This is a genomic window from Paraburkholderia phytofirmans OLGA172 (assembly GCF_001634365.1).
In the GTDB taxonomy this organism is placed as follows: Bacteria; Pseudomonadota; Gammaproteobacteria; order Burkholderiales; family Burkholderiaceae; genus Paraburkholderia.
This window is the reverse complement of sequence record NZ_CP014578.1, coordinates 710198-733753: the sequence shown is the minus strand read 5'-3', so window position 1 is coordinate 733753 and position 23556 is coordinate 710198. Positions and strand designations below refer to the sequence as shown.

At 60.9% G+C, this 23556-nt stretch carries 21 protein-coding genes; 4 read left to right on the top strand and 17 right to left on the bottom strand.

Annotated features, from left to right (window positions below; genetic code table 11):
• Positions 1-6: 6 nt before the first annotated feature.
• From AYM40_RS03115 to AYM40_RS03080, 8 genes are all read right to left on the bottom strand, one after another.
• On the bottom strand, positions 7-3288 hold the full coding sequence (locus AYM40_RS03115) for a methyltransferase domain-containing protein (RefSeq protein WP_063494939.1): 3282 nt from the start codon (positions 3286-3288) through the stop codon (positions 7-9).
• The gene (locus AYM40_RS03110) at positions 3285-4652 is read right to left on the bottom strand and encodes an ABC transporter ATP-binding protein (protein ID WP_236720886.1); all 1368 of its coding nucleotides are present in this window, start codon (positions 4650-4652) and stop codon (positions 3285-3287) included. The genes AYM40_RS03115 and AYM40_RS03110 overlap by 4 nt, the downstream gene beginning before the upstream one ends.
• Positions 4653-4656: 4 nt before the next feature.
• Positions 4657-5481, bottom strand: coding sequence for an ABC transporter permease (locus tag AYM40_RS03105; protein ID WP_054041700.1), 825 nt, complete (start codon positions 5479-5481; stop codon positions 4657-4659).
• 30 nt (positions 5482-5511) lie between these two features.
• Entirely contained in the window at positions 5512-6405 is an 894-nt protein-coding gene (rfbD, locus tag AYM40_RS03100) for a dTDP-4-dehydrorhamnose reductase (RefSeq protein WP_063494937.1), read from the bottom strand.
• Positions 6402-6953 (bottom strand): dTDP-4-dehydrorhamnose 3,5-epimerase, encoded by a 552-nt coding sequence (gene rfbC / locus AYM40_RS03095; protein WP_063494936.1) that lies wholly within the window; start codon positions 6951-6953, stop codon positions 6402-6404. The genes rfbD and rfbC overlap by 4 nt, the downstream gene beginning before the upstream one ends.
• Positions 6938-7831 (bottom strand): glucose-1-phosphate thymidylyltransferase RfbA, encoded by an 894-nt coding sequence (gene rfbA / locus AYM40_RS03090; protein WP_063494935.1) that lies wholly within the window; start codon positions 7829-7831, stop codon positions 6938-6940. The genes rfbC and rfbA overlap by 16 nt, the downstream gene beginning before the upstream one ends.
• Before the next feature lie 10 nt (positions 7832-7841).
• Entirely contained in the window at positions 7842-8903 is a 1062-nt protein-coding gene (gene rfbB, locus AYM40_RS03085) for a dTDP-glucose 4,6-dehydratase (RefSeq protein WP_063494934.1), read from the bottom strand.
• A gap of 298 nt (positions 8904-9201) precedes the next feature.
• Positions 9202-10116 carry a GDP-mannose 4,6-dehydratase gene (locus AYM40_RS03080; RefSeq protein WP_063497815.1) on the bottom strand — a complete coding sequence of 305 codons (915 nt, stop codon included), beginning with the start codon at positions 10114-10116 and terminating at the stop codon, positions 9202-9204.
• A gap of 138 nt (positions 10117-10254) precedes the next feature.
• On the opposite strand from AYM40_RS03080, the gene tnpB reads away from it, so the two are divergent.
• Both tnpB and AYM40_RS03070 read left to right on the top strand, forming a co-directional pair.
• Entirely contained in the window at positions 10255-11388 is a 1134-nt protein-coding gene (gene tnpB / locus AYM40_RS03075; RefSeq protein ID WP_063494933.1) for an IS200/IS605 family element RNA-guided endonuclease TnpB, read from the top strand.
• A gap of 265 nt (positions 11389-11653) precedes the next feature.
• Positions 11654-12661 carry a symmetrical bis(5'-nucleosyl)-tetraphosphatase gene (locus AYM40_RS03070; protein WP_082854921.1) on the top strand — a complete coding sequence of 336 codons (1008 nt, stop codon included), beginning with the start codon at positions 11654-11656 and terminating at the stop codon, positions 12659-12661.
• A 9-nt stretch (positions 12662-12670) separates the two neighbouring features.
• Here the strand turns inward: AYM40_RS03070 and AYM40_RS03065 are convergent, their stop codons facing one another.
• The 9 genes from AYM40_RS03065 to AYM40_RS03025 form a co-directional block, all read right to left on the bottom strand.
• On the bottom strand, positions 12671-13522 hold the full coding sequence (locus AYM40_RS03065) for a lysophospholipid acyltransferase family protein (protein ID WP_063494932.1): 852 nt from the start codon (positions 13520-13522) through the stop codon (positions 12671-12673).
• 37 nt (positions 13523-13559) lie between these two features.
• Positions 13560-14840 carry a dihydroorotase gene (locus AYM40_RS03060; RefSeq protein WP_063494931.1) on the bottom strand — a complete coding sequence of 427 codons (1281 nt, stop codon included), beginning with the start codon at positions 14838-14840 and terminating at the stop codon, positions 13560-13562.
• A 148-nt stretch (positions 14841-14988) separates the two neighbouring features.
• Entirely contained in the window at positions 14989-16014 is a 1026-nt protein-coding gene (locus tag AYM40_RS03055; RefSeq protein WP_063494930.1) for an aspartate carbamoyltransferase catalytic subunit, read from the bottom strand.
• Between the two features lie 37 nt (positions 16015-16051).
• Complete coding sequence (gene pyrR / locus AYM40_RS03050) at positions 16052-16594, bottom strand: bifunctional pyr operon transcriptional regulator/uracil phosphoribosyltransferase PyrR (protein ID WP_063494929.1); 543 nt, start codon at positions 16592-16594, stop codon at positions 16052-16054.
• A complete protein-coding gene (ruvX, locus tag AYM40_RS03045) occupies positions 16581-17021 on the bottom strand; it encodes a Holliday junction resolvase RuvX (RefSeq protein ID WP_063494928.1) in 441 nt (146 codons plus the stop codon). Before ruvX ends, pyrR begins: the two co-directional genes overlap by 14 nt.
• 10 nt (positions 17022-17031) lie before the next feature.
• The gene (locus AYM40_RS03040) at positions 17032-17610 is read right to left on the bottom strand and encodes a YqgE/AlgH family protein (RefSeq protein ID WP_042327851.1); all 579 of its coding nucleotides are present in this window, start codon (positions 17608-17610) and stop codon (positions 17032-17034) included.
• Positions 17611-17869: 259 nt separating this feature from the next.
• Positions 17870-19291, bottom strand: coding sequence for a hypothetical protein (locus AYM40_RS03035; RefSeq protein ID WP_063494927.1), 1422 nt, complete (start codon positions 19289-19291; stop codon positions 17870-17872).
• Between the two features lie 257 nt (positions 19292-19548).
• Positions 19549-19719, bottom strand: coding sequence for a rubredoxin (locus tag AYM40_RS03030; protein WP_006047743.1), 171 nt, complete (start codon positions 19717-19719; stop codon positions 19549-19551).
• Positions 19720-19835: 116 nt separating this feature from the next.
• Positions 19836-21053, bottom strand: a complete 1218-nt coding sequence (locus AYM40_RS03025) for an RNA-guided endonuclease InsQ/TnpB family protein (protein ID WP_063494926.1) — start codon at positions 21051-21053, stop codon at positions 19836-19838.
• Positions 21054-21700: 647 nt separating this feature from the next.
• Here AYM40_RS03025 and AYM40_RS03020 point away from each other — a divergent pair.
• The gene (locus tag AYM40_RS03020) at positions 21701-22561 is read left to right on the top strand and encodes a hydroxymethylpyrimidine/phosphomethylpyrimidine kinase (protein ID WP_063494925.1); all 861 of its coding nucleotides are present in this window, start codon (positions 21701-21703) and stop codon (positions 22559-22561) included.
• 215 nt (positions 22562-22776) lie between these two features.
• Positions 22777-23427 carry an adenylyl-sulfate kinase gene (cysC, locus tag AYM40_RS03015; protein ID WP_181448401.1) on the top strand — a complete coding sequence of 217 codons (651 nt, stop codon included), beginning with the start codon at positions 22777-22779 and terminating at the stop codon, positions 23425-23427.
• Positions 23428-23556: the final 129 nt, after the last annotated feature.

The window sequence follows — 23556 nt, the reverse complement described above, 5'->3', positions numbered from 1 at the left end:
GATAAATCAAAGGTTGAAATCCAGATCCTGCGTGAACACTTCACGAATTGCCGAGCTCGAGAAGTTCGCGGCGACGTACGCACGCCCCGCTTCGGCAACACGGAACCAATTCGCGTCATTGCGAACCAGTTCAATCACGCTCGATGCAAACGCGGCCGGATCGTCGGTCACGGGCAGAAAGTCGTCGAGACCCGCCAATCCCTGAACGCCAACTGGTGTCGTCACCAGCGGAGTACCGAAGTTAAGAGCTTCAACAACCTTGTTCTTGACGCCAGCGCCAAAGCGCAACGGTACCACTGCCACGCGGGCGAGTTCATACAGCTGGGCAAGCCGCTGATCCGTCACGTAGCCGGTCACCACCACCTTGGGTCCAGCGAGAGCTTTCACCTCGTCGGTCGGATTTGAGCCCACCAACGTGAGATGGATATGCGGCAGTTCCGCAGTGATACGCGGCATGATCTCGTTCACGAGCCACTTCGCTGCGTCGACATTAGGCGGATGGCCAAAGCCCGCAACGAAGACAATCTGGCTGCGCTCCTGTAACGTCGCGGCGCTTTCGGTGGACGGACGAGGCTCGAAGAAATAAGGCGGCAAGGTGCGCGCTGCCACGCCCGGCGCCATCTTATTGACCGTATCGGTTTCCGTAGACGACGGGTAATAGACCAGGTCAACTGCCTTCCAGACCTTCAGTTCAAGCTGACGCTCAGTCTCCGCCTGGCGCAGCAATTTCTGCTCGCCCGAGACCTCCGCCTGCTTCAAGGTGCGCTCGAAGTGCAGGTCGTGGCCGTAATAGAGCAACTTCGCAGCAGGTGCGTATTTACGCAGCGGCTCGATGAACGGCTCGCTGACATAGGGCCGATTCAAAAATGCGAAGTCGATGGTCTGATCAGTATTCTTGATCCACTCGTCAAAACCGTCGATGAACTGCGGGCCGTAAAAGACCTCGACACCCATTTGCTGGAGCGGCTTCACATAGGCTTCGTCGTACCAAAGGTTCTGCGGCCAGAACTTGACGTTGAGGCCCATCTCCAGGAATACACGAATGAAGCAGATCAAGGAGCGCGAACCTGCATCGCGATCGGGCTGCGGAACATAGTGGTCGACAATCAAAACGGTCTTGCGAATACGCGTGCGATCGCGCGCTGCACTCACCTGCGTGGCGTTGTCGAAGTGCTGCGCGTTGAGGACTTCAAGCCAACGCTCCCGAAACTTCTTCTGATTCTCTACCTGGTAAGCCTTGATGCCAGAGCCGGTGTCAGTTCCGTTCGAGATGCCTTCGTAGTGAACAATGACCGATTCCGGCTGGTAATAGACCTTCTTACCCGCCAGACGCACCTTGAATGCCAGATCGGAGTCCTCGCAGTAGGCCGGTACATAGTGCTCGTCGAAACCGCCCAGTTCGTTCCACAGCTCCCTTCGGAGCAACAACGAAGCACCCGACGAATAGTCGATTTCTTTGACGTAGTTGTAAGCGCTCTTGGACGGATCGTCGAGACGCCCGAAATTCCACGCCGAACCATCCTTCCACATGATTCCGCCGGCTTCCTGCAGACGGCCATCGGGATAGACGAGTTTGGAGCCGACCATACCGCAATCGGGACGTGTATCGAACAACGCCACCATCGAATCGAGCCAGCCAGGCGTCACTTCCGTATCGTTGTTCAGGAAGTAGACGAATTCGCCGCGTGCGTGGGTCGCCGCGTGATTACAGGAGCGGATAAAGCCCAGATTCTTCGGGTTCAAGACGAAGCGAAGACCCGGAATCTCTTGCATCCGCAGAATGTCCTTATCTCCTGACGCGTCCTCAGCGACGATCACTTCGATCGGAACCGCCGGCAAATATTCGATGATGGACCGAACGCAGGCAAGCGTGTACGGCAAATTGCCGTAGGCCGGAATCACGACCGATACGAGGGGCTTCTCCACCTCGGGCAGCGTCAAAGAGGCGAGGACCGAATCGAACTCTTCCGGCTTGATCTGTGGGCGCCCCAGGACCTGGGTTAGCGGCGCGCCTTGACGCTTCCACGCTTCGTAGAACACCACGCCTTCGAAAAGCGGACCGGCAGCGCGAAAGACAACATCGGCAAGCTTGTTCTTTTGCCGGTGACTGAGCGGTAACGCCTTGTAGGCTGCTCGTCCCCACCGTTTGGCATACGGGCGAAGCGGCCGCAGTACCGACGCGACATCACCTCGGGCGACCCGCACAATGCCACGCAGCGGTCGCGTGATCTTCCATGAGGTGGACGCGTAGACGCTTGCCAGCTCGCCCTGCAACTGGCCAAGGCCTGTCTGCAATTCGTCGAGCTCGTGGCGAATCGCCTCATACCGCTCGACGAGCGCGGCGGTTTCACCGTCCGCGGTCGCTCTCAGCCCTCGAAGCTCGTTTTCGCGCTCACGCATCGAATCGGCGTGGCGTTGAACCTCCGCGTCAAGCGACAGTGCCCACTCGGTGCGGTCGGCAAACTCAGCTTGCAACCGGCGGATCTCCGTGTCGCGCGCCTCGATTTCGGCGGTCTGACGGTTCGCCCATGCCGCAATTTCCTCTTTCCGCGCATAGAGATCGCTACCCTCTTCAAAGAAGATAGACGCCTCCAGCTTGGGCTGTCCATGCTCAGCATCCTTCGAGCAGACCGCCAGAAAGTACATGATCGCGTCGAGTTTCGGCGTACGCACCGCTACACCGGCTTGATCGAGCGTCAAAGCGGAATACGCTGCATCCTGCCGATCACCCGGAAGGATCACCGAGCTCGTTGCAAGGCGCTGGCCATAGTAAGTCACAGCGCTGAAATAGCGCTTCACCAGCGCATCGAGCTCTTCGAAATAGAGCTCGCGGACGTGAAACTCGTTATTAAAGTTTCGATCGTCCGAATACACCTTCTTATTGGGCGACGACAGGATGAGAAAACCGCCCGGCTTAAGTACGCGGTGAATCTCCGCGAGCATTTCATCGTGCTGCGTCAGGTGTTCGAGCGTCTCAAATGAGACGACCGCGTCGACGCTGGCGTCAGCCAACGGGATCGCCGTTGCGCTGCCCTGCCGAAACGAGAGGTTCGGAACATCCCCGTAGCTCTCCGCCGCGTGCTCGACGGCTTCATGCGAAATGTCAACGCCGGTCACCTCTTTGGCGTACCTGGCCAAAATCGCCGAGCCATAGCCTTCACCGCAAGCAATGTCCAGCACATGCAGGCCCTTGACTGTCTGTGCGGCCCAGCCATAGCGGTGCAAATGCTCATAGCGCATGTCCCCGTCTTCGGTCGGGACATACCGTTCGCCGGTGAATTCGATCACGCCAGTGACCTCTCTTTTTCGACGCTAATGCTCAACATAGGGATACCAATTAAGCCGTGACGCATCGTGCTGTCGACGGTACGGAACTGCAACGCGTCATGGAGCCAATGCTGTTGGGTGTGATCGTCCTGGGTGCCGGATGCAACCGCGGCGTCGATGGAGTACGCGCCAACCGGCAGTATGGGCATACGGAACCGGAATGAAGCAAGGAACACATCACCCTCAGTCCCTTCGATGACGTCTTCGTAACTCAGGTGCGAGTTGTCCCCGAACAGCCGTTGCCCGAGGCGATCCTTCACGTAGAAGCCAAAAATCAATCCGGTCATCTGCGTGTGTGCAGCGACTTTCAGTTGCAGGGTGATCAGGTCGCCACCTTGCATGAGTTGAGCCTGACGTCCATCTTCGTCGATCAACGCAACATCGACGATCGAGGCGCCGCCCGCTCCGAATGCGCTCTCCTGCACCGCGGGATCGAATTCAAATACCTTGATGGTGTTCGCAGCTTTCAATTGATCGACCCGCGGATCGACCACGTCGAGCGCCTTCATCTTGGCCCGGGCCCGCGCGGTCTTCACCGCACTCACTGCCACGCCCTGTGCCTTTCGATCCAGCACATGCTGCTCGGCAAGGTAAGCCTCGACCACTTCTTTGGCCGACCCATCCATGCGCACCGAGCCATGATCGAGCCAGACCGCGCGTGAGCACAGGCTCGTCACCGCACCGACGTCGTGACTCACGAACAGCAGCGTGCCGTTCTTCTGGAACTCGCGCAAAAAGCGCATGCACTTCTGCGTAAAGCGCACGTCGCCGACGGACAACGCCTCGTCCACCACCAGCACGTCCGCATCGACGTGCGCAGCGATCGCGAACGCCAGGCGCACATACATCCCGCTCGAGTACGTCTTCACGGGTTGCGAAACGAAGTCGCCAATCTCCGCGAACTCGATGATCGACTTGTAGCGTTCCTTCAACTGCTTTTCGGTCAAACCGTAAAGCATGCCGCTCAGGTAAACGTTCTCTTCGCCGGTGAAATCGGGATTGAAACCGGCGCCCAGTTCGAGCAGCGCGGCGACCCGGCCGCTCCGCTTCACCTCGCCTTGAGTCGGAAACAGGGTGCCACAGACGAGCTGAAGGAAGGTCGACTTGCCAGACCCGTTCTGCCCAATGATCGCCACCGTCTCACCGCGGCTGACCGTCAGATCGACATTCCTCAGGGCCCAGAATTCGCGGAAGTATTCCTTCGGCTGCCGGCCCACCATCCGCGACACACGCGGCAGGATCATCTGCTTCAGCCGATCCTGCGGAGCACTGTAAATTTCATAACGCTTGCCGAGACCATGCACCTCGACAGCGGTTTCTCTCACGCTATCAGAGCACATCTGCAAATCCCTTACGCGTTTTCTGGAACCAGAATAGTCCAAGCGATGCGACGATATACGCAATCACCGAATAGATAGCCCAACCGAGCCAGTTGACTTGGCCGCCCCAGATTGCGACGTTACGAATCTGGTCGATCACAAAGGTCAAGGGGTTGAGCATGATGATCGCGCGCAAGCGCGGTGGCACCGAGGTCAGCGGATAAAAGACGGGCGCCATGAACATCAGCAGCGACGACACAATACCCATCACTTGCCCGAGATCGCGCATGAAGACGCCGAACGACGCAAGGAACCACACCAGCCCGGCAATCAATACGATAAACGGCAACAGGATCACGGGAACGAAAATCACCGTCCACGGAATATGCCCCTGCCAGAACAGGATCGCGATAAGAAGAATGACCGACGCGACGAGCATGTGAAACAACGCGGTGCCAATCGCGATCCAGGGCAGTGTCTGCAGTGGGAACACCACCTTCTTAACGTAGTTCGGATTGCCGACCACCAACATCGGCGCGCGTGTCAGGCACTCCGAGATCAAGTTGTGCGCCAGCACGCCCACAAACATCACCACCGCGAATTCGATGTGGTCGGTCGACGTAGGCCGCCATCTCGACTTAAACACAAACCCAAATACAAACGTGTAAATGCTCAACATCAACAGCGGCGTAATGAACGACCAAAAGAGTCCGAGAAACGAACCCTTATAGCGACCGGCCACTTCGCGTTTCACGAATTGCACGATCAGATGCCAATTCTCCGTGAGCGAGTACACGACCGCCAGTGGATGCAGCAGTCGATTTGGTGTTTCCATACCTGTTCCTGTTTGCAATGCGGGACGTGCTTACTGCCCCAAAAGATCGTCCAGCGCCAGCGCTAGCCCTTCGCGCCAGTCGAGGCGACCGAGCCTGAAGCGTCGGTCGAACTTATCGTTGTCGAGCACGGAATACTGCTGGCGGCGCGCCGGCGTCGGATACTCGTCTGAGGAGATCGGTTCGATCGACGTTGCCTTGATCGCCATCTTCCCGGAGGCACGCGCGCCCTCGATGATCGCGCTCGCGAAGCCGTGCCATGTTGTCTCGCCCGCAGCCGTCATATGGAACAAGCCGGACTCGAATTCGCCGGCATTGCGCTCGCGCTGAGCCTGCGCCACGACATGGGCGGTGAGATCCGCAATCATGCGCGCCGAAGTCGGCGCACCCGTCTGGTCCGCCACCACACGCAGCCTGTCGCGCTCACCCGCCACGCGCAGCATGGTTCGCAAAAAGTTGCTGCCACGCGGCCCATACACCCAGGTGGTCCGTAGCGTGAGCCAATCGCCGGCCACGTTTTCAATCGCCCGCTCGCCGGCTAGTTTGCTCGCACCGTAGGCATTCAACGGCGCCACGGGATCAGTCTCGAAGTACGGCGTCTTTGAAGACCCGTCGAACACATAATCGGTCGAGTAGTGGACCATCAGCGCGTTCTGCTCACGCGCGGCCTCAGCCAGCACGCCAACCGCCTCAGCATTCACCCGGTGTGCAAGCTCGGTCTCGGTTTCCGCATTGTCGACAGCCGTATAGGCCGCAGCATTGACAATCACGTGCGGACGCACCGACGCCACCAGCTTCGCCAGCGTCTCCGGCCTCGCCAGATCGGCCTCGTTGCGATCAAACGCCAAGACGTCGCCGAGCGGAGCCAGCGCACGGCGCAGCTCCCATCCGACCTGCCCGTTACGGCCAGTCAGCAAAATCCTCATGCGAACACCTCTGCTTCGGCGAGCGGCCGCGCTGCCGCATCTTTCGCGGCAACCTGCGGCTCGCCCTCGAGCGGCCATTCGATCCCGAGTGCCGGATCATTCCACAGCAGACTGCGCTCGAACTCAGGGAACCAGTAGTCGGTGGTCTTATAAAGAAACTCGGCGCTTTCCGACGTCACGCAGAAACCGTGCGCGAATCCAGGCGGCACCCAAAGTTGCCGCTTGTTGTCGGCAGACAGGTACACGCCCTCCCATTTACCGAAGGTCGGCGAACTGCGCCGGATATCCACCACGACGTCGAACACCTCCCCGGACACCACGCGAACCAGCTTGCCCTGCGGATTCTGAATCTGGTAATGCAAGCCGCGCAGCACGCCCTTCGCAGAACGCGAATGGTTGTCCTGCACAAACTCGGCGCTGACCCCCGTCTCTCTCGCGAATTCGCGCGCGTTGAAGCTTTCGTAGAAGAAGCCGCGCGCGTCACCGAACACTTTGGGCTCGATGATCTTCACGTCCGGCAAAGTGGTCGCAATTACGTTGATGGCCATGCCAAGGGGTCCGAAAGTAAATTTTGCAGATAGCGCCCGTAGGCATTCTTCGAGAGCGGCGTGGCCAGCTTCTCGAGCTGCTCCGCGCTGATCCAGCGTCGCCGGAACGCAATTTCCTCGGGGCACGCCACCACCAGCCCTTGGCGCTTTTGCAGCGTCGCAATGAAGGTGGCCGCTTCTATCAGCGAATCGTGCGTGCCGGTATCGAGCCACGCAAAACCGCGTCCCATGATCTCGACGTTGAGCGCGCCGTTGGCGAGATACCGCGAATTGACATCGGTAATTTCAAGCTCGCCGCGCGGCGACGGCTTGATTTCGGCAGCGATATCGCAGACTTGCTTGTCGTAGAAGTACAGGCCCGTTACCGCGTAGTTGGAGCGCGGCTTCGCCGGCTTCTCTTCAATCGAGAGGGCGCGGAACTGCTTGTCGAACTCCACCACGCCATAGCGCTCGGGATCTTGTACGTGATACGCAAACACAGTTGCGCCGTCTTCCTGCTGGTTGGCGCGCTCGAGCTGCTTCGCGAGATCGTGGCCGTAGAAGATGTTGTCGCCAAGAATCAGCGCCGACGGATCATTGCCCACAAAATCGCGGCCGATGATGAACGCCTGCGCGAGACCGTCCGGCGAAGGCTGAACGGCGTATTGAATGTTCATGCCCCACTGGCTGCCGTCGCCGAGCATGGCTTCGAAACGCGGCGTGTCCTGCGGCGTGGAGATGATCAGCACGTCACGAATACCCGCCACCATCAGCGTGGACAGCGGGTAGTAGATCATCGGTTTGTCGTAGACCGGCAGCAACTGCTTGGAGACGACATGCGTGATCGGATACAGGCGCGTGCCCGATCCGCCCGCGAGAATAATGCCTTTGCGCGCCATTGCCGTGCCCTTACGCGCGCTGCGCGTAGTTGGTCTCAACCCACTTCCGATACTCACCCGAAGCGACTTCGTCAGACCACAACTGATTGTCCAGATACCACTGAACCGTCTTGGCGAGGCCGGTCTCGAACGTCTCAGCCGGCTTCCAGCCGAGCTCGCGCTCGAGCTTGCGGGCGTCGATCGCATAACGGCGGTCGTGGCCCGGACGATCCTTCACGTAGGTGATCTGATCGCGGTACGAGACGCCTGCCTTCGGACGCAACTGATCGAGCAGTTCGCACAGCGTATGCACGACGTCGAGGTTCTTCTTTTCGTTCCAGCCGCCGATGTTGTACGTCTCGCCCGGCGTACCGCGCGCAAGCACTTCGCGGATCGCGCTGCAATGGTCGCCCACATATAGCCAGTCGCGCACGTTCTGACCGTCGCCGTACACCGGCAGCGCCTTGCCGCTGAGCGCATTGGCGATCATCAGCGGAATCAGCTTTTCAGGGAACTGGTACGGACCGTAGTTGTTCGAGCAGTTCGTGGTGAGCACCGGCAGGCCATACGTGTGATGGTAGGCGCGCACCAGATGGTCGGAACCCGCCTTGGTGGCCGAATAAGGGCTATTCGGCGCGTACGGCGTGGTTTCGGAAAATTGCGGATCGGTAGCGGAGAGCGAGCCGAACACTTCGTCGGTCGAGACATGCAGGAAACGGAACCCGACCTTGTCGGCCTCGCCGAGCGTATTCCAGTACTGACGGGTGGCTTCGAGCAGCGTGAAGGTGCCGACCACATTGGTCTGCACGAAATCAGCCGGGCCGTGAATCGAACGATCCACATGGCTTTCAGCCGCAAAGTGCAGCACGGCACGCGGCTTGTGCTCGGCAAAAAGCGCATCCATCGCGGCACGATCGCAGATATCGGCCCGCACGAACACGTGCCGGGGATTGGCCTGCTGCGACTTGAGCGTACCCAGATTGCCGGCGTAGGTCAGCTTGTCAACATTCAGCACCGCTTCGTCCGACGCATTGAGCCAGTCGAGCACGAAATTGGCGCCGATAAAGCCGGCACCGCCCGTTACCAGGATCATGAATTTCCCTTCCAGATGTTGGTGGCAGATCGAAGCCGGTTCGCCGACGATCTACGCGCCTCGCGTTGTGGCGTTTGTCTTGTCAGCGCCCGGCGCCACCCCTCGCACAGCGGGCAGGCGCTCAGACGCCAATCTTATAAAGGCCCGATTATAAAGCCGCGCGGGGCAAAAACTAGAACCCTAACAACTTGAAACGGCTTGACAAGTTTGGTTTCTATTGACTAGCAAGGAGTGATTTGACGCGGCATCGCAACATAAGATAACGGCAGATGCGCGCAGATACAGCCGGTTACACCGATTAAGCCGCCAACATCCAACGAAGCGTATCCATGAACGGAATCGCCTCGACTTCCGGCACCAGCGAGCGCAGCTTGGCGGGCGAGCCGGCCAGCATCTTCACGTCAGTTTGTCGCACGAAAGCCGGATTAATCTGGATCTCGAGCTCATGACCGGTCAGAGCGCTCGCCGCCGAGAGAATCTCTCGCAGCGTATAAGGCGTACCAGTACAGACATTAACCGTCTCCGAGGCAGCGGCCTCAGATTCGAGCAAAGCCTCATACGCGCTCGCCACATACCGCACATCCGAAAAATCACGCGCCACGTCGATATTACCTAACTCGATAGCCGACTCACGCCGCGCAAAATGCTCAACGATCTTCGGCACCAGAAAATTCGATGCCTGCCCGCGTCCAGTGTAGTTAAACGGCCGCACGATCAAGATCGGCAACCTGTCAAACCACGTCCGCACCATCGTCTCCATCGCCGCCTTGCTAGCGGCATAGTGATTCACCGGCGTAACCGGAAAGGTTTCGTCAATGGCGTCGCTCGTCACATTGCCGTAAACATTGGCGCTACTCGCGATCAACAACTTACGGGGCGTATGGCCAACGGCCGCGCAGGCCTCCAGCAGATTCAGCGTGCCGATCACATTGACGCGGTAAAAGTCGAGCGGATCGTTATGGCCCACGAAGCTGATCGCCGCCAGATGCACAATGTAATCGGGCCGCACCGTTTCGATCACGCGCCGGCATGCGTCGGGCGACGTAATGTCGAGCCTGATGCGGGTTGGCGTTTCAGGCTCGTTGCGCCCGGCCACCGTTTCGATCACGGTATGGCCGCGGCCGAGCAGATTGTCGACCAGATAGCGGCCCGTGAAGCCACTCGCCCCGGTGACGAGCGTGCGGATAGGTTGCTGCGCATGAAAAGACGACATGCTTTCTCCGTTCACGAGGTTCATCAGATTTGCTCCTTTCACTCCCCGCCCCTCAGGGCGGGGAGTGAAAGGAGCGCAGCCGCGAGGCTGTTTCACCAGATTTTCAATCTCACACAAACATATGATATTGTGTGAAGCATGGACATTAAGCGTGCATACCGATTCCGGTTCTACCCTACGCCCGAGCAAGAAGCGATTCTTGCCAGGACGTTTGGGTGCGCGCGTTTTGCCTATAACCACATGCTTCGGTTGCGTACCGATGCGTGGTATCAGCGTCAGGAACGAGTCGGATATCACGAAACCTCCGCAGCGCTCACGGCGCTCAAGAAAACACCCGAGCACGCATGGCTGAACGAAGTCAGTTCGGTTCCGGTGCAGCAGGCCTTGCGCCACTTGCAAACGGCATTTGCGAATTTTTTCGCCAAGCGCGCGAAGTATCCGAATTTCAGGCGCAAGGACGGCGCGCAGTCTGCCGAGTACACGACGAGCGCTTTCAAGTGGGATGGTGCGTCATTGAAACTCGCGAAGATGGATGCGCCTCTTGCGATTCGATGGTCACGCACTATCCCGAAGGGAGCGAAGGTAACGACCGCCACGGTGTCGAAAGACGCATCGGGCAGATACCATGTCTCGATGCTGTGCGATGACGCAGTAAGCGCGAAGCCTGAGGTATCCGGCAAAGTTGGCATCGACTTGGGTCTGACGCACTTCGCCATCCTTTCTACCGGCGAGAAGATCGCGGCCCCTAACACGTTCCGAAAGAACGAGGCTAGGCTCGCCAAGCTGCAACGGCGACTAGCGAAGAAGCAAAAGGGTTCCGCCAATCGCATGAAGGCGAAGCTCAAAGTTGCACGAATGCATGCCAGAACGGCAGATTCCCGAAGGGACTTCCTGCACAAACTTTCGAGCCGGCTGATAAACGAAAACCAAGTGATCGCCATCGAAAGCCTTGCCGTCAGCAACATGCAGAAGAACCGTTGCCTTGCAAAGTCGATCAGCGACGCAAGCTGGTCCGAGTTCACCCGGCAACTAGAGTACAAAGCGCAGTGGTACGGACGCACGTTGGTCGGCATCGACAAGTGGTACCCGTCAAGCAAACGATGCAGCGATTGCGGACATACAGCGGTCAAGATACCGCTGAATATCCGCGCATGGACCTGCCCGGAATGCGGCAGCATCCATGATCGCGACATCAACGCTGCGCGCAATGTTTTGGCCGCCGGACTGGCGGCGTCAGCCCATGGAGAAAGCGTAAGTCCCATGTCTCTTTGAGATGAAGTTGGGTTGCCGTCTGTGAAGTGGGAATCCCCTTCCTTTAGGGAGGGGAGCAGTCAACCTGTTGTGGTGCAATATTGCGCGCACCAGCGGCGGCGCTCCTGACAACGCCCCCGCCAGTCCCGGTTGCTGGCGGCTCCTGACGGCGTATGCCGCGATATCCCGGCCTCAAACGGGCTATTATGTCACGCTAGCATGTTGCACCGCCCAACGCGGCACGCCTTGTTCGTAACTGCGTGTATCGAACTGCACCGACTTCTCGATGACATCCTCCACCGCTTCCGCCGCCGCTGCTGCTTCTGCTGCTTCTGCTGCTTCTGCTGCTTCTGCTGCTTCTGCTGCTTCTGCTGCTTCTGCTGCTTCTGCTGCTTCTGCTGCTTCTGCTGCTTCTGCCGCTTTTACCGCCGCATCTGCTGTCGTCAAGCAACCGCACCCGCTACCTCTCGCTTTCGGCGACCTGCAAGGCTGCCGCACGCCGTTCCAGCAGCTGCTGGCCAAGGCCGCGCCGCCTGAAGACACACCGCTGTGGTTCGCGGGCGACCTGATCAACCGCGGGTCCGAGTCGCTCGCCACGCTGCGCGACATCATTGCGCTAGGCGACCGCGCGGTGCCGGTGCTGGGTAATCACGACCTGCATCTGCTGTCGGTGTCGGTGGGAATTCGCAAATCGAAGAAAGGCGACACGATCGACGACATTCTCGCCGCGCCCGATGCCGCGGATCTGCTCGAATGGGTCCGCCATCGTCCGCTCGCGCATTTCGACAAGGGGATGCTGATGGTGCATGCGGGCGTACTGCCGCAATGGGACGCCGCCCTGACGATGGAGCTCGCCGACGAACTGCAGCGGGCGCTGCGCGCGCCGAACTGGAAAGAAACGCTCGCGGGGCTCTACGGCAACGAGCCGAATCGCTGGACGCCCGGCATCAAGGGCATCGAGCGGCTGCGCCTGACGTGCAGCGCATTGACGCGCATCCGCTTCTGCAATGCCGAAGGCGCGATGGATTTCAGCAGCAGCGGCGGCCTGAATTCCGCGCCGCCGGGCAGCATGCCGTGGTTCGACGTGCCGTCGCGCAAGACCGCCGACGTCACCGTGGTGTTCGGCCATTGGGCCGCGCTCGGTTTGACCTTGCGCGACAATCTGATCGGCCTGGATTCCGGCTGCGTATGGGGTGAAAAACTCTCCGCCGTGCGTCTTGCGCAAAATCCCGCAGAGCGCACGCTAACCCAGGTCGACTGCGAGACTTGCCGCGTGCCAGGCGGCGGCGACTAAGCCGATTCCTTAGGCCGACCGGCCGGGCTGATCGACCGGCTCGATCAGCGTCGGCGAGGCGTTGGAGGCGTCAAAAGCACTGGGCGATGAAATCGACGCCGCGATCGCAGCACCGGACCTCGTCATGCCACGCTGCATCTCCCGCAACGCCATCCCAATCACCCCTTCCGCCTCCGCCGCCAGCGTGCGCCGATCCGCACCCGGCGCAAGCGGCGCACCGACATACACATGCGCGGTCAACGGCCCGCCGCGCAACAGCATGTTCAGCGAATCAGCTAGTGTCACATCGTCGATATACGCAGGCGCGGTGGATTGCCGGCCCTGCGAATCTTCATACATGATGCACAGCGGCTGCACCGGCACCGAGGCCGACACGACGGCCTGGAACATATTGGCGTGAAACGGCAGCAGCGTCAGACCGTTCGACGTCGTCCCTTCAGGAAACACGCACATCAGTTCGCCCGCGCTCAGGCGGTCGGACAGTTCGTGCATGATCCTCTTCGCATCGCTGCGCTTCTCGCGCTGGATGAACACCGTGTCCAATTGCTGCGCCAGCCAGCCGACCACCGGCCAGTTGCGGATCTCGGCCTTCGAGACGAACGGCGTGGGCCGCCACGCATTGATCACGTAGATGTCGATCCACGAAATGTGATTGGCGACCACCAGCGCGCCGCGGTCGAGCCGCGCGCTATCGTTATGCACGACGAGCTGCATGCCGCATAAGCGCAGCATTTTCAGCGACCATTCGCGATTCAGCGTGTGACGTGCTTCGGCGCTAGCCTTGGGAAAGCGTGTCGCGACGATCCACATGCCGTGCAGCAGATGCGCGATGAGACAGGCCTTGCGTAACGCGAGCTTCATTGTCGGAGCTTTCCGTAACTGGGCAATGACGCGGATATTAGCGCTGTTCGAACGCGACGTGACCGGACACAATCGTCGCCCGCACGCGCGCCGGCAGTTCATAGCCGAGGAAGGGCGTGTTGTGCCCCTGGCTCTTCAACGCACGCGGCTCGACGCGCCAAAACGCATTGCGGTCGAACACGCAGAGATCGGCGACGGCGCCCACGGCGATGCGGCCCGCCGCGTCCAGCTTCAACACGTCGGCCGGCGCCGTGGTGATGCGGTTCAGCGCCTTGGCCAACGGCACGCGCGCTTCGTCGGCCCACTTGACCGTGAGCGACAAAAACAGCTCGAGGCCCGTCGCGCCCGGCGTGGCTTCGGCGAACGGCAGAAGCTTCTCGTCGTCGTCGACCGGCGTGTGGTCGGAGCAGATCGCGTCGATCGTGCCGTCGACGAGACCCGCACGGATCGCCTCGCGATCGCGCTGCTGGCGCAACGGCGGATCGAGCCGGAATTGCGCGTCGAAATAGCCGATGTCGAGATCGATCAGATGCACATGGTTCACGGTGACGTCGCACGACACTGGCAAGCCTTCGGCCTTGGCCGCGCGCATCAACTCGATGCCCGCCGCCGACGACACGTGCGACAGATGCACTCGTGCCCCCGTCACGCGGACCAGCTCGAAGATCGTGTGCAGCGCGATCGTCTCAGCCGACACCGGCACGCCCGACAGCCCAAGCCGCGACGCCAGCGCGCCGCTCGCGGCCACGCCGCCCTTGCCAAGATACGCCTCGACCGGACGCAGCCACACGGTGTAACCGTAGGTCCTCGCGTACTGCAACGCGCGCATCAAGACCTGCGTGTCGACCACCGGCACGTCGGCCTGCGAAAAGCCGATACACCCCGCCTCGGTCAGCTCGACCATCTCGGTGATGACCTGGCCTTTCAGGCCGACGGTCAACGCGCCGAGCGGATAAACATGCGCCTGGTTCAGATTGCGCGCGCGGAACTTGAGCATCTCGACGAGGCCCGGTTCATCGAGCGTCGGATCGGTGTCCGGCGGACACACGAGACTCGTCACGCCGCCAGCGAGCGCCGCGGCCATTTCGGATTCGAGCGTCGCCTTGTGTTCGTAGCCCGGTTCGCGCAAGCGCGCGGACAGGTCGACGAGGCCCGGCGCGATCGACAAGCCTTTGGCGTCGATCGTCTTCTCTGCGTGGAAATCAGCGGGCGCGTTGCCAATGGCGACGATCTTGCCCGCTTCGATAAAAATGTCCTGCTGCTGTTCGGTGCCCGCTGCCGGATCGATCAGCGTGCCGCCTTGAATATGAATCTTCATGCGCTGCCTTATGTTTAGCCCGGCGGTTTAACCAGGCGTTCAGCTAAGTTGTGCGTGACTTGACGCGTGCTCGTTGTGTGCCGTGGCGCCCTGGACGCGCTTTGAGCTGGTTAAGCTCGTTGCGTCGTGGCGCGAGTCAGTTGCGAGATCAATCGTGATTGCCCACGACGATCCCCATCACCGCCATGCGCACCGCGATGCCGAACGTGACCTGGTTCAGAATCACCGATTGCGGGCCGTCGGCCACCTGCGAATCGATTTCGACGCCACGATTCATCGGCCCCGGGTGCATCACGATCGCATCGGGCTTGGCAAGCGCAAGGCGCTCCGGCGTCAAACCCCAGCTCTTGAAGTACTCCTGCGCCGACGGCAGCAGCGCACCGCTCATTCGCTCGTTTTGCAGACGCAACATGATGATCACGTCGACGTCTTTCAGGCCTTCGTCGAGGTTATGGAAGACGCGCACACCCATCTGTTCCAGACCGCCCGGCAGCAGCGTGCGCGGACCGATCGCGCGCACTTCCGGCACGCCGAGCGTGGTCAGTGCATGAATGTCCGAGCGCGCGACCCGCGAATGCAGAATGTCGCCGACGATCGCCACGCGCAGATTCGTGAAATCCTTCTTGTAGTGGCGGATCGTGTACATGTCGAGCAGACCCTGGGTCGGGTGTGCATGACGGCCGTCGCCGGCATTGATCACATGCACGTGCGGCGCGCAGTGCTGGGCGATCAGGTACGGCGCGCCGCTCGATGCATGACGCACGACGAACATATCGGCATGCATTGCCGAGAGGTTGTTGATCGTGTCGAGCAGCGACTCACCCTTGCTCGTCGACGAAGCATTGATGTTCAGATTCAGCACGTCCGCCGACAAACGCGTCGCGGCGATCTCGAAGGTCGTGCGCGTGCGCGTCGAGTTCTCGAAGAACAGGTTGAACACGGACTTGCCGCGCAACAGCGGCACCTTCTTCACTTCGCGATCGGTCACGCTGACGAACTGGTCGGCGGTATCGAGAATGTGATTGACGATCGCCTTCGGCAAGCCTTCGATCGACAACAGATGTTTGAGCTCGCCGTTTTTCGTGAGCTGCGGATTGCCCCTCAGGAAGCCATAACGGAAGCGCTCGGTGGCGCTGTCGGCCGAATCCTGGGGGCCTTGGGTGGCGGTGTTCATGGTGTACCTGCTTGTTGCTCAATGCGCAAAGCCGCGTTCAATCGACGCGGGCTTCGGTGTGAAAGGTGAAACGCTGATTGCCGTCGGCCCCGCTCTCTTCGCGGGTCAGCACGAGCGTGGCCTCGGCGGGCACTTGCACCACGCCGCCGACGAACCGCGCCGCCACTGGCAGCTCGCGTCCACCGCGATCGGCGAGCACCGCCAGTTCGACCGACGCCGGACGGCCGTAGTCGTACAGCTCGTTCAGCGCCGCGCGAACCGTGCGACCGGTGTACAGCACGTCGTCCACCAGCACGATGTGGCGCTTGTCCACGGAAAACGGCAGCGAGGTCGGACTCGCCTGCGAGTGCAAGCCCTTCTTGGCGTAATCGTCGCGATGCAGCGCGACATTCACCACGCCGAAGTTCGGCACGCGGAGGTCGCGCGCAAGGCGTTCGGCAAGCCACGCGCCGCCGCTGTAGATACCGGCCAGCACGGCGCCGTCCGCACTGTCTTGCCCGGCGCCGAGCCTGTCACCGTAAACGGCACGAATCTGCTCGAGCAAGGCGCTGTAGAGCGCTTCGGCGTCAATGGAACTCATGATCGTCGGGAAGTCCGTCTAGATATTGCTGGAGGATGATGCTGGCGGCTTCGGCGTCGAGCATGTCGGCGCGGCCGTTGCCGGCGCGGATTTCCGCCTTCGCCTCGACCGACGAATAGCGCTCGTCGATCCACGTCACCGGCAGATTGAAGCGGCCATTCAGCTGATTGCCGAAGCGCTTCGCGAGTTGGGTCATTTCGTGCGGCGTGCCGTCCGGGTGCATGGGCAAGCCGACCACCAGCGCGTCCGGCTTCCACTCGGCGATCAGCTTGCCGATCGCCTCGAAACGATATTCGCGGCTGCGGTTCTGCACGATCACGAGCGCCCGTGCGCTGCGGGTGAGCGAATTGCCCACCGCCACGCCGATCCGCTTTTCACCATAGTCGAACGCAAGCAGCGTCGCCTCACGTCCGGCCGGCGGACTCATGCGTCACCTTTCATGCGTGACCTGCTTCGCCCGACAGCATTGACAGCGAAATGCCGAGCAGCGCGAGCGCCGCTTCGAGGCGCTCTTCGGCAGGCACGTCGAAAACGATTTTCGGGTCGGCTTCAACGGTGAGCCAGCCATTCTTCGAAATCTCTTCTTCAAGCTGACCCGCGCCCCAGCCGGCGTGGCCGAGCGTGAGCAGGAAGCGTTCCGGGCCGGTGCCGCTCGCGACGGCTTCGAGCACGTCTTTCGAAGTGGTCATCTCGAGCCCGCCCGGCACCGACATTGACGACGTATACGCATTGCCGTCTTTCGGATCGTGCAGCACGAAGCCGCGCTCGGTTTGCACCGGGCCGCCGAAATACACCGGCACATGGAGAAGGGGTTCGATCTCGAGCTTGAGATCGATGCGACTAAAGAGCGCTTCCAGGTCGATATCGGTCGGCCGGTTGATCACGAGGCCGAGCGCACCGCGCTCACTGTGATCGCAAAGGTAGACCACCGTTCCTGAAAACGTGGGGTCCGCCATGTTCGGCATGGCGATCAGGAACTGGTTGGTCAGATTGATGCGATCGGTACTCTTGGACATAGTTAGGATTTTAGCAAAGACGGTGCAGGATGGCGGGCTTTGAGCGCGGGACCGCGATGTGCGCGATGAACTGCGCCGCGAGCCATCGACGGCGAATCAAGTTGCACTCTATCACGCACGCAGGCCTTGTCCACGGTGCGGTTAGCGGTGTTTTGCGACACGCATATCGCGTGCCTCCGGGTTCGAACCTTGCTCGCCGCCGCGGCCGGCATGAGGATGCTTACCGGCGCGCAGCACCTGCTGCTGATTGCGCAACCGTTCAGGCGCCGCCCTGCTCGATCGCGCGCGTCAATGCCGCCAGCGCGGCGCGGCTGCCTGCCGGCGCGACGCCCGCAGCGACTTTGTGCAGCATCGCGCGCAACGCTTCGGCAGCCTGCTCGAGCGTGCTCGCCGCCGGCGCGCCGACGATGACGTGGGCGCGCACCGCCGGCGTCGATACGCCGGCGTGCGCGCGGCGGCGCCACGCAAGCCCGAGCGCATCGGCAACCAGTGCCACGTGGCCAAGGCCCAGCGCGCACGCGGCGGCGCCGAGCCGGTAGGCGGCGTCGCCCGCCTGCAGCGCTTCGCTCGGATCGGCTTTCTCGGGCTGATCGGCCGCACGGGCATGCTCGGCCAGCGCCGAAATCGAGGCATCCGCCGTCTGCAGGAAATCTTCATAAGCATGGGCGTTGACGGTCAACACGCCCAACTCACGCGTCAGCGTGCTGTGGGTCGCGCTGATCGCCTGTGCCTGCACGGCGCCGGCTTCCCAAAGCATTTCGGATGCCTGGGTGCCCGCAACATGCCAATCGACCGTCAGGCCATAGTCGTGCAGCACGTCGACCTGATCGGCGTCTTCCGCCGCAGCACCGTACAACGCGTAGTCGCGCCACAGCAGCGCCAGCGTCGCGCGCACCAGCGAACGCGGCGCGCGCTCGATGCCGCGCGCGTGATCGGCCAGTGTCAGGTTGCAGCGCGCATAGAAACGCCGCGCGTCGGCTTCTCCGGCGGCGCGGCCGCTGACGCGCAGCGCCTTGGCGCAAGCTTTGGCGAGGCGCCAGAAATCGTAAGGGTCTGGGCCGGCAAGTTCGGTCAGGACGACGTCCAGTTCGTCGAGCGCCGCGTTCGTGAACGCCAACGCGGCACCGCTGTTATCGGGCTGCGCGCGCAACACGGGCAGCAGCGCGCGCTCATAGCGTGCCCGCAAATGGCCCAATTGATCCGCGGACTGGGCATGCAGCGATACCGGCGGCACCGGGCGTGCGCTCAGCGCGAGGTCTTCGAAAGCGGCGGGCGAACCGGGCGTGTGCTCGGACAGACGGGTACAGAGCGCGCGATAGTGGTTGAACAGAGTGGGCGAACAAGACAGCTCGCGCAAGTTGTGGCGCTCGAGCGCCGCGCGGAAATCGCGCAACGCCGCGCCGAACACGGGCCGTGCGCTGCCCGCGTCAGCGGCGTTAGCCGGTTCACCCTCGTCGGCCAAAGGCGAAAGCCGCACCAGCGCGTCGGCGAAGCGCTGCGCGCTCAGCCAGCCGGCCTCGCGCAATGCGTGCGACGCACGCAGCAGCGCCGCAGTGCTCTCGCTGCGTTGTTCGAATGCCAGCAGCGCCTCGGCCAGCGCCAGCTCCGCGGAACGCACAGCGCCGCCGCGTGGATTCGGCAATGCATCGAAGGAATCAGGTGCAGCGGATCGAAGAGTCATGGCAGGCGACAGGAAGCTGACGGGCCGCCGCTTTGCGCCGCACGAGAGACTGCTCGGCTAACGCGCGAACTGGCGACAGGACAATGACAGACTACCGCTGCGACACGGCGCAACCGGCGACGTTCCGTGTCGACGCGTTGGGGTTGCGTTGTGAACGCATGAACCGCGTTCGATCCGGCCTGCGCCGCCTGCAAAACGCCGCGCCGCAGGCACACGGCATGGCACGCTACTGGACACCGCCGCTTGCCCCTCGAACCTCAGATCTGGACCATCTCGAAGTCTTCCTTGCGCGCTCCGCATTCCGGGCAGGTCCAGTTAATCGGAACGTCCTCCCAGCGGGTGCCCGGCGCAATGCCTTCGTCCGGCAAACCGGCTTCTTCGTCGTAAATCCAGCCGCAAATCAGGCACATCCAGCTTTGATATTCCATTCTTGTGTCGCGTCGTAGAGTCCGTGGAAACGGGAGCCACGATGGTACCGTGTTGCCGCCCCAATGCCTAGCATTGACATCCTCTCCGCCATAAACGACGGGGATTCCTACGGCGCTCAGGCGGTTTCTACCTGAGTCGCTTCGGCGGGTTCCTGCTTCACGGAGCGGCCTGACTGCGCCGTCTCTCCACAGGCTAACAAGCGCTGTCCGCGCTCTAAAACGTTGATCGCGCCGACCACGTCGGCGTGATTCTCATATCCACATGACATGCACGCAAACCGTGATTGCGTCTGGCGGTTGTCCTTTGATACATGGTTGCAGCGGGGGCACGCCCGACTCGTGTTCTGCGGCGGCACGGCGATGAGGTAGCCGCCATTCCACGCCAGTTTGTAATCCAGCTGGCGGCGAAACTCGAACCATCCCTGATCGAGAATGGCCTTGTTCAGGCCAGACTTGGCCCGAACGTGTTTGCCCGGCCGCTCGGTGCTGCCTGCTGCCGATCTGGACATGTTCCGAACCTGCAGGTCCTCGACACAAACCATCGCGTGGTTTTGGCTGATTGTGGTCGTGGTCTTATGCAGGTAGTCTCGACGGGCGTTACCGATGCGGGCATGAATGCGCTGGACGCGGGATCTTGCTTTCTTCCAGTTTTTGCCAAACTTTGCCTTGCGGCTCATGGCCCGCTGGGCTTTACGAAGCCGTGCCTGGTGCCGCCTGAAGCTGTTGAGCGGGGCGTAGAACGTGCCGTTGCTCAGGGTCGCGAAGCGGGCGATGCCCATGTCGATGCCAACCATACCTGCCGCCTGCGGCACAGGTTGCCCAACCTCGCGCTCGGTCTGGATCGACACAAACCACTTGCCGCATGACTGGCTGACGGTAACATTCTTCGCCGTGCCCAGCGCATCCCGACTATTGCGATAGCGTAGCCAGCCGAGTTTGGGCAGAAAAATGCGGCTATTCGCTTGGTCGATCCTGAATTGCTTCGGGTCGGGATAACGGAAACTGTCTGACCGCCCCTTCTTCCTGAAGCGCGGGAAACCTGCGCGCTTGGCGAAGAAGTTCTTGTAGGCACGCTCAAGGTCTTTTAAGGCGTGTTGCAATGGATGAGTCGGAGCGTCCTTGAGCCACGGCGTGTCAGCACCATTACGCCATGCCGTCAGTTGCTTCGCCATCTCGACATAGCTGATGAATTTTCTGCCTGCCTCGTAGTTCTCCTTTTGCAAAATCAGCGCCTTGTTAAATACGAACCGGCATGAGCCCGCGAAGCCGCGCATATCACGCGCCTGCCCGGTAGTGGGCATGAGTTCATATTTGTAGGCTTGGAGTCGGTTCATAGCCACGACTATATTACCGGTCTATAAATACTGACAACGACCTTCGGCACGGCAGGCATTCAGTTTTACGACGCGGGTGTATTTGGTCTTCCTGACCAAGCACCAGCATGGCGCTTTCACCAATGAGATTCTTGATGACACGCGCAGCGTTTTGGCAACGTGTGCGAGTTCGACGGTGAGGGCAAGCACGGGCACCTGTTGATGAACTAGTCACCGAAAGTGGATGTGCCAGCGCTGACGCAAAGCCTGAAAGGCGCGTCCAGTGGGAAAATCCGAAAAAGCTCTCGGGCGGTGCATTACGTTATGGTTCCCGACCTACTGTGCGGGTCGTAGTGACGGTGCGCACATTGTCGTCTAGCGCCGGCAGCAGACGCCGCGCTTACAGGGTTGGGGACGGTTGCGAAGTCCGCACTATCATTACCGGGACTGAATACGAAGATTTGGCGCGCACTGGATCAGGGGCCGTCAAACGTAGGACGCGACGACCTCGGACTATGCGGATCGCGTCAATCCGTATCATATTGCGACTTAATGGAGCCCTCGCCGCCGAAGAATGCGAAAAAACGCCTTCACAACGGTTTAGGCCGCATAATTGAGCCGATTGCGCACCCTCTGCGCCTAAATACAGCCCCTTTTTGCAAATTTTCATGCCCAGCGACACGCCTCCGATCGTCCTCACCTTCGGCCTTTCCGATCCCACCGGCGGCTCCGGCCTGCAAGCGGACCTGATGACCCTTGCCAGCATGGGCTGCCATGGCGTCTCCGTGCTCACGGGTTACACCGTGCGCGACTCGGCAAGCTGCGACGAAGTCACCGGGCTCGACCCTGAAGTGGTCGCGACCCAGGCTCGGATGCTGCTCGAAGACATGCCGATCGCCGCGTTCAAGGTCGGCGGATGCACGCGCGCGGAAGTGGTGAGCGCGATTGCCGAGGTGGTCGCCGATTACGACGACATCCCGCTGATCCTCGCCCCCGACTTCACGCTCGACGACGAACACGTGCTCGCCGCCGACGAACTGCGCGAAGCGATCGCCGACCTGCTGGCGCCGCAAACCACCTTGCTGGTGGCCGATTCAGCCACGCTGCTCGCCCTCGCCCAGCCGGACGGCGACGCCGAAGCGCCGAGCCTCGACGCAGCGATTTCGCATCTGCTTTCGCAAGGCTGCGAGTACATTCTGTCGACGGAAACGGGCACGCACCGGCTCGTCAATACGCTGTTCAGCGAAGACGGCCAACTGCGCCAGGATATGTGGGACCGCGGCAGCCATCGGATCATGGGCATCACCGATACGCTCGGTTCCGCGATTGCCGCCTTGCTGGCCAACGGCCAGGAGCCGGCGGAAGCCGTGCGCGAGGCGCAGGAGTATCTGTATCAGGCGGTGCGCAACGCATTCCGGCCGGGAATGGGTGCTTATATGCCGGACCGCTTCTTCTGGGCCCGCAGCAGCGACGACGACACGCCCCCTGCGGCCGGCAAGGACGCGGCGCCGGGCGAGGCGCGGCACTAAGCTTCGACTGCATGAGCGGCAGGCGCATGGCAAGCATTACAGCTGTAATAAGACGGCATCCAAAAAACCCGCATATCTGCGGGTTTTTTCTTTTCAAACAGCCCTCTACCCTCCACTTCGGTGTAAATACACTTTCGAACTTGTAATAAAACGTTACAACGCACCTCTTATCGTCAGGTTAAGCTTTACGAATCGTAATCCGGTCATGTAAGCCTATGTCTTCGCCGATTCCAGTTCCCCTGCCCATGGGGGCCTCGGACGATCCCCGCACTTTCCTGCAACGCGTCCACGGCGAAGTCACTACCCGCGACAGAATGCAAATATTCCGCCACAAGCCGGTTACGATCTGGCTGACCGGGTTATCCGGGGCGGGCAAGTCAACCATCGCTTTCGAACTCGAACAGCGACTCGTATCGCTAGGCCACGCGTGCTATGTCCTCGACGGAGACAATATCCGCCACGGGTTGGCATGCGATCTCGGTTTTGACAAGAAAGACCGGCGTGAAAATATTCGCCGAGTGGCGCACGTGGCTCAATTGATGAACGACGCGGGCCTCATTGTCATCACAGCGCTTATCTCGCCCATGCGCGAAGACAGAGCGATGGCGCGCGAGATCGTCGGGCCCGGCAATTTTATCGAGACCTACCTGTCAGCCTCCGTCGACGCTTGCGCCGGTCGTGATCCAAAAGGTCTCTATGCCAAAGCCCGGGCTGGCGAGATTGCGTCGTTCACCGGGGTATCCGCACCCTATGAAGCCCCGGCCGACCCTGAGTTGAGAATCGACACCGCAACGCAAACGCCGGCCGAAAGCGTAGCGAAACTATTCACCTACTTGCACGATAACTGTCTGGCGGATCCCCGCTGAGCGGCCCACGGAACGTCTCACCGCTTGCCCCAAAAGAAAAAACCCGCGTTTTTGCGGGTTTTTTCTTTTGGAAAGCATGCCTCGCGGCGCACTTCCCCATGTGTTTCCAACTGAGCCTCTAACGAGAGA

Bases quoted from the DNA above. Each gene is read 5' to 3' on its own strand.
- AYM40_RS03105 (WP_054041700.1), bottom strand. From the start codon at position 5,481: ATGGAAACACCAAATCGACTGCTGCATCCACTGGCGGTCGTGTACTCG.
- rfbD (WP_063494937.1), bottom strand. From the start codon at position 6,405: ATGAGGATTTTGCTGACTGGCCGTAACGGGCAGGTCGGATGGGAGCTG.
- rfbC (WP_063494936.1), bottom strand. From the start codon at position 6,953: ATGGCCATCAACGTAATTGCGACCACTTTGCCGGACGTGAAGATCATC.
- rfbA (WP_063494935.1), bottom strand. From the start codon at position 7,831: ATGGCGCGCAAAGGCATTATTCTCGCGGGCGGATCGGGCACGCGCCTG.
- rfbB (WP_063494934.1), bottom strand. From the start codon at position 8,903: ATGATCCTGGTAACGGGCGGTGCCGGCTTTATCGGCGCCAATTTCGTG.
- AYM40_RS03080 (WP_063497815.1), bottom strand. From the start codon at position 10,116: ATGTCGTCTTTTCATGCGCAGCAACCTATCCGCACGCTCGTCACCGGG.
- tnpB (WP_063494933.1), top strand. From the start codon at position 10,255: ATGGACATTAAGCGTGCATACCGATTCCGGTTCTACCCTACGCCCGAG.
- AYM40_RS03070 (WP_082854921.1), top strand. From the start codon at position 11,654: ATGACATCCTCCACCGCTTCCGCCGCCGCTGCTGCTTCTGCTGCTTCT.
- AYM40_RS03065 (WP_063494932.1), bottom strand. From the start codon at position 13,522: ATGAAGCTCGCGTTACGCAAGGCCTGTCTCATCGCGCATCTGCTGCAC.
- AYM40_RS03060 (WP_063494931.1), bottom strand. From the start codon at position 14,840: ATGAAGATTCATATTCAAGGCGGCACGCTGATCGATCCGGCAGCGGGC.
- AYM40_RS03055 (WP_063494930.1), bottom strand. From the start codon at position 16,014: ATGAACACCGCCACCCAAGGCCCCCAGGATTCGGCCGACAGCGCCACC.
- pyrR (WP_063494929.1), bottom strand. From the start codon at position 16,594: ATGAGTTCCATTGACGCCGAAGCGCTCTACAGCGCCTTGCTCGAGCAG.
- ruvX (WP_063494928.1), bottom strand. From the start codon at position 17,021: ATGAGTCCGCCGGCCGGACGTGAGGCGACGCTGCTTGCGTTCGACTAT.
- AYM40_RS03040 (WP_042327851.1), bottom strand. From the start codon at position 17,610: ATGTCCAAGAGTACCGATCGCATCAATCTGACCAACCAGTTCCTGATC.
- AYM40_RS03035 (WP_063494927.1), bottom strand. From the start codon at position 19,291: ATGACTCTTCGATCCGCTGCACCTGATTCCTTCGATGCATTGCCGAAT.
- AYM40_RS03030 (WP_006047743.1), bottom strand. From the start codon at position 19,719: ATGGAATATCAAAGCTGGATGTGCCTGATTTGCGGCTGGATTTACGAC.
- AYM40_RS03025 (WP_063494926.1), bottom strand. From the start codon at position 21,053: ATGAACCGACTCCAAGCCTACAAATATGAACTCATGCCCACTACCGGG.
- AYM40_RS03020 (WP_063494925.1), top strand. From the start codon at position 21,701: ATGCCCAGCGACACGCCTCCGATCGTCCTCACCTTCGGCCTTTCCGAT.
- cysC (WP_181448401.1), top strand. From the start codon at position 22,777: ATGTCTTCGCCGATTCCAGTTCCCCTGCCCATGGGGGCCTCGGACGAT.